This window comes from Neobacillus bataviensis LMG 21833 (genome assembly GCF_000307875.1).
In the GTDB taxonomy this organism is placed as follows: domain Bacteria; phylum Bacillota; class Bacilli; order Bacillales; family Cytobacillaceae; genus Neobacillus; species Neobacillus bataviensis.
Genome location: NZ_AJLS01000121.1, coordinates 72,850 through 85,509, shown reverse-complemented (window position 1 = coordinate 85,509; position 12,660 = coordinate 72,850). Strand labels below are relative to the sequence as shown.

The 12,660-nt window shown below is 41.5% G+C and carries 13 protein-coding genes; 4 read left to right on the top strand and 9 right to left on the bottom strand.

Annotated features, from left to right (window positions below; translation table 11 throughout):
- Nucleotides 1-11 precede the first annotated feature (11 nt).
- From ilvN to BABA_RS16930, 8 genes are all read right to left on the bottom strand, one after another.
- Nucleotides 12-533, bottom strand: coding sequence for an acetolactate synthase small subunit (gene ilvN, locus BABA_RS16965; protein ID WP_007086443.1), 522 nt, complete (start codon nt 531-533; stop codon nt 12-14).
- Entirely contained in the window at nt 530-2,260 is a 1,731-nt protein-coding gene (gene ilvB / locus BABA_RS16960; RefSeq protein ID WP_007086442.1) for an acetolactate synthase large subunit, read from the bottom strand. Before ilvB ends, ilvN begins: the two co-directional genes overlap by 4 nt.
- Before the next feature lie 480 nt (nt 2,261-2,740).
- The gene (ilvD, locus tag BABA_RS16955) at nt 2,741-4,408 is read right to left on the bottom strand and encodes a dihydroxy-acid dehydratase (protein ID WP_007086441.1); all 1,668 of its coding nucleotides are present in this window, start codon (nt 4,406-4,408) and stop codon (nt 2,741-2,743) included.
- A gap of 11 nt (nt 4,409-4,419) precedes the next feature.
- Complete coding sequence (ilvE, locus tag BABA_RS16950; RefSeq protein ID WP_007086440.1) at nt 4,420-5,325, bottom strand: branched-chain-amino-acid transaminase; 906 nt, start codon at nt 5,323-5,325, stop codon at nt 4,420-4,422.
- A gap of 421 nt (nt 5,326-5,746) precedes the next feature.
- Nucleotides 5,747-7,009 (bottom strand): ammonium transporter, encoded by a 1,263-nt coding sequence (locus BABA_RS16945; RefSeq protein ID WP_007086439.1) that lies wholly within the window; start codon nt 7,007-7,009, stop codon nt 5,747-5,749.
- Nucleotides 7,010-7,185: 176 nt separating this feature from the next.
- Nucleotides 7,186-7,512 carry a MerR family transcriptional regulator gene (locus BABA_RS16940; protein WP_007086438.1) on the bottom strand — a complete coding sequence of 109 codons (327 nt, stop codon included), beginning with the start codon at nt 7,510-7,512 and terminating at the stop codon, nt 7,186-7,188.
- Between the two features lie 135 nt (nt 7,513-7,647).
- Entirely contained in the window at nt 7,648-8,022 is a 375-nt protein-coding gene (locus BABA_RS28525; protein ID WP_007086437.1) for a hypothetical protein, read from the bottom strand.
- A 78-nt stretch (nt 8,023-8,100) separates the two neighbouring features.
- Complete coding sequence (locus tag BABA_RS16930; protein ID WP_007086436.1) at nt 8,101-9,090, bottom strand: cbb3-type cytochrome c oxidase subunit I; 990 nt, start codon at nt 9,088-9,090, stop codon at nt 8,101-8,103.
- Between the two features lie 211 nt (nt 9,091-9,301).
- Here BABA_RS16930 and BABA_RS16925 point away from each other — a divergent pair, with 211 nt between their 5' ends.
- The 4 genes from BABA_RS16925 to BABA_RS27390 all read left to right on the top strand — a co-directional run bounded on the left by BABA_RS16925 (nt 9,302) and on the right by BABA_RS27390 (nt 11,921).
- Complete coding sequence (locus BABA_RS16925; protein WP_007086435.1) at nt 9,302-10,102, top strand: basic amino acid ABC transporter substrate-binding protein; 801 nt, start codon at nt 9,302-9,304, stop codon at nt 10,100-10,102.
- A gap of 104 nt (nt 10,103-10,206) precedes the next feature.
- Nucleotides 10,207-10,863: an amino acid ABC transporter permease gene (locus BABA_RS16920; RefSeq protein WP_007086434.1), complete on the top strand. Its 657-nt coding sequence runs from the start codon at nt 10,207-10,209 to the stop codon at nt 10,861-10,863.
- On the top strand, nt 10,860-11,582 hold the full coding sequence (locus BABA_RS16915) for an amino acid ABC transporter ATP-binding protein (protein ID WP_007086433.1): 723 nt from the start codon (nt 10,860-10,862) through the stop codon (nt 11,580-11,582). Before BABA_RS16920 ends, BABA_RS16915 begins: the two co-directional genes overlap by 4 nt.
- A gap of 18 nt (nt 11,583-11,600) precedes the next feature.
- Nucleotides 11,601-11,921 (top strand): hypothetical protein, encoded by a 321-nt coding sequence (locus BABA_RS27390; RefSeq protein WP_157273217.1) that lies wholly within the window; start codon nt 11,601-11,603, stop codon nt 11,919-11,921.
- A gap of 5 nt (nt 11,922-11,926) precedes the next feature.
- Here BABA_RS27390 and BABA_RS16905 read toward each other — a convergent pair whose 3' ends face one another.
- Complete coding sequence (locus BABA_RS16905) at nt 11,927-12,436, bottom strand: hypothetical protein (protein ID WP_007086431.1); 510 nt, start codon at nt 12,434-12,436, stop codon at nt 11,927-11,929.
- Nucleotides 12,437-12,660 lie beyond the last annotated feature (224 nt).

Genomic DNA, 12,660 nt, shown 5'->3' with positions numbered 1-12,660 from the left:
CGAGAATATTATTATTTTAATAGTGTGTGTGTTGCTAGCTCGTTTACTTGTGGCTGATGCCCGCGTAGGAAGGCGGTCAGCCCTGTTCTGGCAATCTCTTTAATTCCAAATGGGCGAAGCAGCTCGATTAAGGCATCAATTTTTTCAGGACGGCCTGTAATCTGGACGGCTAAACTATCTTTACTTACGTCAATCACTGAGGCACGGAAAGGATCAATAATTCCATTAATTTCACTACGAAGCTGACTCGAGCTGGAAACCTTAATGAGAGCAAGCTCTCTGACAACAATTGCCTTATCGGTAATATCTGAAACTTTTAATACATCAATTTGCTTGTTTAATTGTTTCGTTACTTGTTCAAGGCGCTGTTCATCTTCTATTTCTACAACCAGAGTCATCTTGGAAATGCCCTCAGTTTCAGTAGGTCCGACGGAAATACTCTCGATATTGAACTGCCGCCTTTGCAAGAGGCCGGTAACACGATTGAGTACGCCGCTGCGATCTTGAACTGTTAAGGTTATGATTCGTTTCATAGTGGTTTCACCCCAATCATTTCATGATGCCCTTTGCCAGGAGCAATCATTGGAAAAACCTTTTCCTGCTGCAGTACTCGGCAATCAATAAGAACAGGGCCATTATAGGCAAATACTTCTGGTAAAACTGTGATTAATTCTTCTTGATTTTCAACCTTGTATCCGCGAATCGAATAGCTTTCAGCAAGCTTGACAAAATCTGGCTGTGTGTGAAGAATCGATTCGGAAATCCGGTTGCCGTGCAATAATTCCTGCCACTGACGAACCATTCCAAGTGCACCATTATTGACAATGATGATTTTGACTGGAAGGTTTCGTTCATAAATGACGGAAAGTTCCTGCAATGTCATTTGGAAACCGCCGTCACCGACAATCGCGACAACTGTACTCTCTGGTGATGCAATTTGTGCTCCAATGGCGGCAGGGAAGCCAAAGCCCATAGTGCCTAGTCCGCCGGAAGTAATCCAGCGATGCGGCTCTTTAAAGGTGTAGTACTGGGCGGCCCACATTTGATGTTGGCCGACATCTGTTGCCACAATTGCATCGCCATTTGTCACTTTATGAACGGCTTCGATTACCCACTGCGGACACATTCCCTTTGGATTATGTTGATACCAAAGCGGATATTCCTGTTTGTATTGCTGAAGTGTTTCCATCCATTCCTCATGCTTAGGTGATTCAACTGTTTGATTGATTAATTCAACCAATGCTTCTTTCGCATCGGACACAATCGGAATTTGGGTAGGTACATTTTTACCAATTTCAGCTGGATCGATATCAATGTGAGCGACCTTTGCTTGTGGAGCAAAGTGCTTAAGATTACCGGTTAACCTGTCATCGAAGCGTGCACCAAAGTTGATAAGTAAATCACTTTCATATAAAGCCATGTTTGCTGCATAGGTTCCGTGCATGCCACCCATTCCTAATGAGAGAGGGCTATCAGCCGGGAAGGTACCAAGTCCTAGTAGTGTCGTCACGACCGGAAGCTGGTGTTTTTCAGCAAATGCGGTTAATTCCGCTGATGCTTTTCCATGAAGTACACCTGCGCCTGCAAGAATGACAGGCTTTTTTGCTTTTGCAATTGAAACAGCCAGTTTTTTAATTTGCATTGGATTTGGTTTTGTTGTTGGCTGGTAACCAGGTAAATCAATTTTTGCCTCTTCAGGTTCTTCAGCTAAAACTCCAGCTGAAATATCTTTAGGAATATCGACTAAAACCGGCCCCGGTCGTCCTGTAGAAGCAATATGAAAGGCTTCTTTCACAATTCTTGGTAAATCGGCAATGGATTGTACTTGGTAATTATGCTTGGTGATTGGTGTTGTAATCGCCATGACGTCAGCTTCTTGGAAGGCATCCGTTCCGATGACGCTGCGTGCCACCTGCCCAGTAAATACCACCAGCGGTAAGGAATCCATCATCGCATCTGTAATTCCAGTTACCAGGTTTGTTGCACCGGGACCTGAGGTAGCGATAACTACACCAGGATTGCCAGTAATTCGGGCATATCCTTCAGCTGCATGGATCATGCCTTGCTCGTGACGGAAAAGAATATGATTGATCGTACCCTGTGCACGATAAATTGCATCGTAAATCGGCAGGACAGCACCTCCCGGATACCCAAAAATTGTATCAACACCTTCATTTTTTAATAAGTCAATAAGAAGGTCTGCACCCGTCTTTGGTGCGGTACTGGCTTGGAATTCCAGTTCTTTTGCTTCTACTTTCACGTCATAATCCCTCCTTGTGGGTGATTAGATATTTCCCGAAAAAATACCAAAAAAGGCCATTTCGTCTCCGAATAAACTGCAGTCTACAAACTACAAAGCAGAATAATCGGGGAGAAAAGGCCTTCTTTTTCTCGGTACCACCCGGTTTTTACAGTATTCTTACGAATACTGCCTTATGAAGCGACAACTAAAATAAAAAACGCTTCTTTTGGTAACAGGTGTTCAAGTGACACCCGATTGAGCCTACTAGTTAAGACCGTTCAGCTCAATACTCAGGGATGATGTCGGAATAAGATGTATTACTGGGCTTCCAGCAACCCCAGCTCTCTGAAAATACATTTCCTTATTCCTTTATTCCCGTCATCGATTTATGGATATTTTTTTGTCAATGGTATGCCACTGTACCTTTAGTACCTTAACTTCTCTTAGAAGGGGAGGGGTACTAGCGAATCCCTGATTGAAAGAAACTGCAAATTGACTTTAGATTTTCATAACCCCGCCGGTATTAGCGGATGTAACAAGCTTTGCATATTTTGCGAGATAGCCAGATTTAATTTTTGGCTCCGGCTGCACCCAAGAACGACGTCTTTCTGCTAACACTTCATCATCAACGAGAAGTTCAATAGAACGACCCTCAAGGTCAATCAAAATTTTGTCACCATTTTGAACAAAAGCGATTGGTCCGCCTTCTGCGGCTTCCGGTGAAATATGTCCAATAGAGATTCCACGGCTGGCACCTGAGAAACGACCATCTGTAATTAATGCGACCTCTTTATCTAAACCACGACCGGCAATCGCCGACGTTGGAGCGAGCATTTCAGGCATCCCCGGTCCGCCTTTAGGGCCTTCATAGCGGATAACCACCACATGCCCAGACTTGACGGTTCCGTTGTTAATGTTTTCCTGTGCCTCATCTTGTGATTCGAATACAATCGCTTCACCCAAGAATGTTTTAATCGATGGATCAACTGCACCTACTTTGATTACACCGCCATCTGGGGCAATGTTTCCAAAGAGGATGGAGAGTCCGCCAACCTTGCTATATGGATTATCTTTTGAGCGAATAACCCGCTCATTAAGGATTGTTGCATCCTTCACATTTTCAGCTAATGTCTTTCCGGTAATGGACAAGCAATCCTGATGAAGTGCACCTTCAACCTTACAAAGCTCGTTTAAAATGGCACTTATACCGCCTGCTTTGTGGACGTCATCCATTGAAACATCTGATGCTGGCATAATTTTCGCTAAATATGGGACCTTCTCAGCAATTTTGTTAATATCACGTAAGTCATATTCAATACCTGCTTCATGTGCAATGGCAAGTGTATGGAGAACGGTATTGGTTGAACCGCCCATAGCCATATCAAGTGCAAAGGCATTATCGATTGATTCACGAGTAATAATGTCACGTGGACGAATATCCTTTTTCACTAGTTCGATTAAGTGTCTTGCTGCCTGGCGGATGAGTTCGTGTCTTTCTTCAGAAGTTGCGACGATTGTTCCGTTTCCTGGAACCGTCATCCCTAAAACTTCCATTAAACAGTTCATCGAGTTTGCGGTAAACATGCCAGAACAGGATCCGCATGTAGGACAGGCACTTGTTTCAATTTCGAGTAATTGCTGCTCGGTCATCGTTCCATTATGATAGGCGCCAACTCCCTCAAAAACGGAAGTAAGGGAAAGATTTTTCCCTGTAGAGGAAACGCCAGCTTCCATTGGTCCACCTGAAACAAATACGGATGGAACATTGGTCCTTGCGGCGGCCATCAACATGCCCGGTGTGATTTTGTCACAGTTCGGTATGTAAAACACACCATCGAACCAGTGGGCGTTGATAACTGTTTCGGCACTGTCCGCAATAATTTCACGGCTTGGAAGGGAATAACGCATACCGATATGCCCCATGGCAATGCCATCATCGACGCCAATTGTATTAAATTCAAAAGGAATGCCCCCAGCTTCACGGATGGCTTCTTTGACAATCTCGCCGAAATGATTAAGGTGTTTATGTCCTGGGATAATTTCAATAAACGAGTTACAGACACCGATAAACGGTTTTTCTAAGTCTCTAACGGTTACCCCTGTTGCGTATAATAGGCTGCGGTGGGGAGCTCGATCAATCCCCTTTTTAATCATATCGCTTCGCATTTTTCTATCTCCTAACTGACTACAGCATGGTTTGTTGCAGGATAACAAGCCACTCCGTCTGTTGTTACGATCTTTCTGAACTCTTCTAAAAGAACGTTTGTTACTGATCCAGGCTTACCGCCATTAATGACGCGGCCATCTACTTCAATAACAGCAATGACCTCGACGGCTGTTCCGGTTAAGAACACTTCATCAGCGACATATACATCATGTCTTGTAAAAGGTGATTCCCGTACTTCGTAGCCTTTGGCTCTTGCTACATCAATGATGGCGTTGCGGGTAATTCCTTCTAATGCACCAAGGTAAACAGGCGGTGTGTACACGACTCCATTTTTTACAATGAAGATGTTGTCAGCAGAACCTTCGGTAACATACCCTTGGTCATTCAACATTAACGCTTCCTGAACGCCAATCTGATTGGCTTCTAATTTTACAAGAATATTGTTTAAATAATTGAGTGATTTAATCTGCGGACTTAATACATCTGGGCGATTCCTTCTGCTTGCAACAGAGGCAATTTTGATCCCATTGTCGTAAAATTCTTGCGGATACATGGTTAATGCCTCAGCAATAATGATAACGCTTGGGGTGGAGCAGGAAGACGGGTCCAGTCCGAGATTCCCTTTGCCACGTGAAACAACGACACGAATATAGGCGCTTTCTAGCTGATTTTTTCTAATAGTTTCAACGATTAATTGCGTCATTTCCTCCTGTGTGTATGGAATCTTCAGCATAATGGATTGTGCTGATTCAAATAGTCTTTTCAGGTGAGCATCGAGTCTGAAGACATTACCGCTGTATACGCGAATCCCTTCAAATACCCCGTCACCATATAAAAAACCATGATCAAAAACGGATACAACAGCATCCTCTTTCTTGACGAATGTGCCGCCAAGGAAAATCCATTGACTTCCCAACCTAACCACTCCTCTTTCGTGTTAAACCGCGTTAAATGATTAAAAAAGAATGCCATACCACATCCCCAACTGGAAATGAATAAAGGCTGTGTTAAATAGTAATGATTATTTTCGATAATCATACAACCAATCGATAACATGGTCAATACAGAAATCAGACAATTCAAATAAATGAGAATTGCTGGTAGCGTTTACAATCTTGACGTAATAGGGATAATTGGAGTAAAAATTTTTTTAAAATTTTTTCTATTAAGAAATTGACGGTGGGGAATACGAGGATAATTCAGTAGTAAGTAACCTTGGGGTGTTGGAAAGTTCTATTATTTTCTAAAAGGAAAAATAGAAAAATATACTAGGTTAATATAGTATTTTTCTATTTTATTTTAGCAATCCTTTCTTACGCTTCTCATAATTGCTAATATTATTGAGCCTTCAGTTTTTGTTCAGCTTTCACCAATTCTGGGTAACCGTAGCTGCCGTGTTCACTCATATCAAGCCCAATCATTTCTTCCTCTTCTGTTACACGCAATCCGTTCATTGCACTTTTCATCACAACCAGTAGGATAAAGGAGACGATAAAAGCAAAAGCTGCACAAGTGATGACACCCATTGCTTGAACACCCAGCTGGTGAAAGCCGCCGCCATAAAATAACCCAGGCTGGCCGACTGTTGCTAATTCGTTTGTGGCAAAGAGTCCGGTCGATAATGTACCCCATACCCCTGCTGTACCATGCACGGAAACGGCGGCGATCGGATCATCGATTTTTATTTTTTCAAAAAAGCGAATGCTGTAAAAAACAAGAATTCCGGCGATGAATCCAATCACGACAGCCGCCCAAGTATCAACAAAGGCACAGGAAGCAGTAATCGCAACCAAACCTGCCAATGCGCCGTTTAACATCATCGGTACATCTGCTTTACCTAAAACTATCCAAGATATGATCATCGAGGCTACAGTGCCAGCAGCTGCTGCCAGGTTAGTGTTGATAGCAACAAATCCAAAGAATGCTTGATCAACAGATAGGGTGCTGCCTGCATTGAAACCAAACCAGCCAACCCATAAAAGTAATACACTCAAAGCGGTGAAAACTTGATTGTGACCGGCTAAATTATTGGTCGAGCCATCCTTATTAAACTTGCCAATTCGTGGTTTTAACAGAATAGTAGCTGCGAGGGTTGCCATGGCTCCAGTTAAATGAACAACGGTTGAACCGGCGAAGTCTTGTTTTCCATGCGCAGCTAACCAGCCGCCGCCCCAAATCCAGTGTGCGATAGGAGGGTAAACAACTACGGAGAAAAGTACTGCAAATACAAGATAGACACTAAGTTTAGCTCGTTCAGCAAACCCGCCAAAGGCAATGGTTAAGGAAATACCGGCAAATGCCAATTGGAATAGGAAAAAGACCGATCCTGATAATGGTATTCCATCAATGTCATAGCCTGAATAAAAGAAATCGGAGAGCCCAATCAAAGGATTTCCCTTGCCAAAGATTAATCCATACCCCACTGCCCAAAACATGATGGAGCTAATTCCGAATGTAAGGATTGTTTTTCCGGCAATATGTCCAGCATTTTTCATTCTGGTAGAGCCTGTTTCAAGAAGAATGAAGCCGCCAATCATTAATATGACTAGTACCGCACCAAACATAACCCATAGACTGTTCATTAAAAATAAATTATCCAATTTTTCTCCCCCTTAATTTTCATAACATTTAGTGTAGTTGTATTTTTACATGAATAGCGAGGATGTATCTATAAAGTTGTAAGGTTATGTAACATGGTTTTTAATGTGTTGGTAAGTGAATGAGGTAAAAAAAGCCTCGCCCTTAGAAAAAGGAACGAGACTATAAAAAGAGACGATTAATTTTTCCTTATTCCAAACTGAGCATTAAGCTGCCCTTGGATCATTTTACGACGGATTTCATCCTGACTTTGTTTCTTTTGTTCCTTCAGCATTTGTTTCCTAATTTCATGTGTCTGAATGCCATCTTCGATTTTGTTGGCAATCTCCATGAGTAATTCCACATCTGAAAAGGAATATTTTCGGCTTCCTCCTGGGGATCTTTCAGGGAAAATCAGTTTCCGTTCTTCATAATAACGGATTTGTCTTTCAGAAAGGCCTGTGAGTTCCCTGACAATCCCAATCGTTATGACTTTCTTATCTTTATAAGAAAAATCGTTTCCCATCTAAGATCACCACACTCTTGTTTAGTATAGTTTATTAAATATTTAAGATTTTTCAATCACTTATGTAAGAATTCCTTACATGGATTTTAAAAAATAAAAAAGAACCAGACAATTGTCCAGTCCTTACCCGCATACCTAAAATTCCCCATCAAATGGTGTGAAAGGTATATTAAATCTCCTTTCAAGTGCACGGAGTCGTTGGTTTACACGTTGGAGACGGCGTTGCAGCTGATTGATATCTTTTACTTGCCGCTCATTTTGCCTTTCTAGCTGAGTGACTCGACGTTCAAGTTGTTGCGGCTGCCTATTAGGGTCAAATTGATCGAGTGGAACATAGGATTGATACGGATCCGCAGGCACCGGAACATAGGAGTGATAGTGCTCCGCGGGAACCGGAGCATAAGAATGGTATTGCTCAGGCTGGGAATAAAGTTGCTCTGCAGGAACATACGAATGGGAATGGTATTCAACCGGTAATTGTGGTATTTGATTAAGGCCATAGGGATTCATTTAGGCATCTCTCCTTAGGTGATAGTACCCTATAGATTATGTGGGGGTTTTAAGTGGGTCACGGCGAATGCCTAACCTTTATTTATGTGATGCAACGGAAATGAAGAAGTAAATGGGCCATCTATAGGCAGATACCCATGGCCTAGCACGGCTCCGAGTAAGATTTTCATACGCTTCAAAGCCAATCAACACGAGTGGAACGACCTCAAGAGCACTAAACGAAGCTCCGAAGGCAATGACCCCCGTTGGAGTTCCACTAAAATATAAATGGTGGAAGGTTCCGATAATTCCTCCGAATAAGAAGATAACTGTAGAGAAAAGGACGGAAGTAGTCGCTGTCCGCAGTCCGAGCAATCCCATCCTTGTAAATAAGAAAGCCATGACAACGGTGGCAAACACTTCAAAGAAGCCCTCGACCCAAAGGTGAACAACCCACCAGCGCCAATATTCAGCAATGGCAAGGTTACTGTGCTGTCCCCATAATAATGCCGGAATATAGAAGACCGGAATAGCAAGGGATGCGATTAAAAACAGGGCGAGAAGGTGGCGGCTTTCCTTAAGTGTTTTAAAAGTAGGCCAAATCGCCCGCGCCATTAGGAACAACCAAAGGAATAATCCAACCGTTAAGAATATCTGCCAGAAGCGTCCAGTGTCTGTATATTCGTAGCCCTGATGACCGAACCAGAAGTTTGTAGTGTGACCTAATTTTTGCTGCACGGCAAACCATTGTCCGACCATGGAGCCTACGACAATAATAAGTAAGCACACAAATAAGAAATTCACACCCAACCGTTGGAATTTTGGTTCATGACTGGAAACTGCCGGTCCAATAAATAAACCAGTTGCAAGCCAGGCCGTAGCAATCCATAGAATTCCAAGCTGAGTATGCCATGATCTAGTCAATGAATATGGTATCCATTTATCAATCGGGATTCCATAAAAACCACTGCCTTCTACTTGATAATGTCCGGTAATGGCTCCAAGTAAAACCTGGACTAGCCATAAGGCTACAACCACCCAAAAGTTTAGCAATAATTTGGCAAGTATATTTCGGGAAATATGGTTCAATAGAAGTATTTTTTGAAGGGAATGCACGTATGTTGTTATTAAAAATACTATTTACTTAAAAGCTATCCACACGTTAGATAATTAACGTATTAATATAGTAAAAAAATATGTGATTGAATAATAAAACAAAAGAGGTTATAATCATTTATATTCAAAATATTATTAATCTTTTAATAAATCACTTTTATAAAAAAATAAAAGGAGGCCTAAAATGAAGAAATTAAAATTAGTATCAACAGTATTGATGGTGGCATTTCTCTTACTTCTATCAGCCTGTGGAACTAGTAAATCAGGAGGAGAGGAAAAGAAGACGTTAAGAGTTGTTACAGATGCCGCTTATGCACCATTTGAGTACCAGGATAAAGGGGAGATTGTCGGGTTTGATATCGATTTCGTAAAGGCCGTCATAAAAGAAGCAGGCTATGGCGTGAAGGTTGAGCATGTAGGCTGGGATCCAATCTTTGTTGAAATCGAAGGAAAGACAGCCGATGTCGCCGTTTCATCAATTACAATCACCCCTGAACGACAAGAATCCTATGATTTCACAGTCCCTTACTTCTTATCTAAAAATGAAATTCTCGTACCAAAGGGAAGCACGATTAAAAGTGCAAAAGATTTAGACGGCAAAAAGATCGCTGTTCAAAATGGAACAACAGCCCAAACTATCGTTGAAAATCTGTATGGAAAAAACAACGATAAACTAAAAAAGTTTGAAAATAATAATCTAGCAATTTTAGAGTTGAAAAATGGTGGCGTCGATGCAGTAGTAGCCGACAATACAGTTGTTGAAACATATGTAAAGAATAACCCAAAAGATAATTTCGAATTCATTGAAGATGATACTGCATTTGAAAAGGAATTCTATGGTTTATTGCTGCCAAAGGGAAGCAAGCTTAAAGCGGATTTAGACAAGGCTGTTAAGAAGGTCATTGACAATGGTACCTACGCTAAACTTTATAAAAAATGGTTTGATGTCGAACCGGATGTGCAAATTTTAAAAGATCAGCAATAGAGAATGAATTGCGTAACTTCTAGATAATAGGCAGTTACGCAATTTTTGATTAGGTAAAAAGATTACTACATAGCACAATACACACATAGTCAGGGGGATCGATAATGGATTTTAGGTGGGATCTTATTGCGGAATACGCCCCTTTTTTTCTAAAGGGGACACTGATAACCATTGGGCTTTCGGTCGCAAGTATTATCATTGGTTCAGTACTTGGTTTATTTATTGGTTTAGGAAAAATGATGAGAAAAAAGCTATGGGCTTTGCCCTTTCATTGGTATATTAACGTTTTCCGCGGCACTCCGTTAATGGTACAAATTTTATTAATCCATTTTGCCGTTGTTCCGGCGTTTTTAGGGACAACCAATGCCATTGTTGCCGCAATATTAGCTCTTTCTTTAAACTCGGCAGCGTATGTGGCAGAAATATTCCGTGCCGGAATTCAATCGATTGATAAAGGACAGATGGAGGCGGCTCGTTCACTGGGTATGACACATGTACAAGCCATGAAGCATGTTATTTTACCGCAGGCATTTAAAAGAATGATTCCACCTCTTGGCAATGAATTTATTGTCTTAATCAAAGATTCCTCCCTCGCAGCATTAATTGCCGCTCCAGAGCTGATGTACTGGGGTCGTGCGATGCAGGGGCAATATATGCGCCCATGGGAGCCCTATTTAACAGCGGCAGTTATTTATCTCGTATTAACGCTTTCCTTAAACTTCCTGCTAAATCGACTTGAAAGGAGGCTGGAGACAGAATGATTGAGGTGAAAAGTTTAAAAAAGTCGTTTGGAATGAATGAGGTTCTAAAGGATATTAATGTGACTGTTAAGCCACAAGAGGTCGTTGTCGTGATTGGTCCTTCCGGATCCGGAAAATCAACGTTCCTACGATGCATCAATATGCTTGAAACGATTACCGGCGGTCATGTCCTTATTGAAGGGATTGATCTAACAGATAAAAAAACTGATATCAATAAGATTCGGACAGAAGTGGGAATGGTGTTCCAACAGTTTAATCTTTTTCCACATAAAAAGGTCATCGAAAATATTATGCTCGCACCAATGAAAGTAAGGAACGTACCAGCTGAAAAGGCAAGGGCAAAAGGGTTGGAACTTTTGAAAAAGGTGGGGTTGGCGGATAAGGCGGAAGCTTATCCTGATTCCTTATCAGGCGGTCAAAAACAGCGGGTAGCGATTGCGAGAGCCTTAGCGATGGAACCGAAAATCATGCTGTTTGATGAACCAACGTCTGCCCTCGACCCAGAAATGGTTGGCGAGGTTTTGGAGGTCATGAAGCAGCTTGCCAAAGAAGGAATGACAATGGTCGTCGTGACGCACGAAATGGGTTTTGCCAAAGAAGTTGGCGACCGGGTTATTTTCATGGATGGCGGCTTGATTGTTGAAGAAAATGTCCCAAGCGAGTTGTTTGACAATCCGAAGGAAGACAGAACGAAGGCGTTTTTGAGTAAGGTGTTATAAGGGGAAAAACGGTTCTACGTGACCGTTTTGAAGAAAAAGCATGGGAGAGGTCACGTAGAGAGGTTCTACGTGACTATTTTGGAGAAAAAGCATGGGAGAGGTCACGTAGAGAGGTTCTACGTGACCATTTTGGAGAAAAAGCAAGAGAGAGGTCACGTAGAGAGGTTCTACGTGACTTTTTTGAAGAAAAGATATGAGAGAGGTCACGTAGAGAGGTTCTACGTGACCTTTTTGGAGAAAAACATGAGAGAGGGGCACGTAGAAAAGGTCTACGTGAACTTTTTGAAATATAAAAATTACGAAACGATTAAATGTCATCTTTTCCATCTTTCCCACTAAAGAAATCAATTTTCAAAATCAAATACCTCCACTATTTTGTCCGCTCTAACTCTATTTTGACATAGCTTAAATAGTTGTGTGAAAAATTTCTCCACTTCACTGGGTGACGATGGCAGTTTAATGTGAACCGTAGTCGAGCCAAACATTTGCTTAAAATAGGCCTTTCGTTGATCATTTTTTCCATCACGTTTAAACGGTTTGTATGCCCATACAAGATGAGGCCCATCGTCAAGCTCTTGAATTTGCCGGATTTCCGCGCAGGTTGTTGACCGATCATGTGCATAGATAACTAAATAATAATTCTCATTACGATGCCAATCAATGAATAAAAAGTAATAGCCCGTATCACTTTCCGGCCGCGTGACTTCATAAGCGGCTAACGTTTTCTTGCTGTTCGTCCATTGATGAAACTTCGGTAGGGTGCCACCAACCGTTTCTAGTTTCCTAATCTCATACATGGCAGGCTTTGAGCTTTCAATCTGATTTGCTAAGTAAATAGCTTGATCCTTTTCCAAGGTCTATAATCTCCTTTAGGGTCTTTAGTCTTATTATTTATTGTATAAGTAAATAAAGGAGATGTCTTGTATCGTTTGTCTTCAAATTGAAACAAAATTGACATCTTTTTAAAAAATTCATCTGTTAGAATCGATATAATTGGGACTTAAAATCCGTACATATGACGAACAGTATATGGAATAATTATGACTATTTTCCATATGAATGACATAGAGTGGTTGCA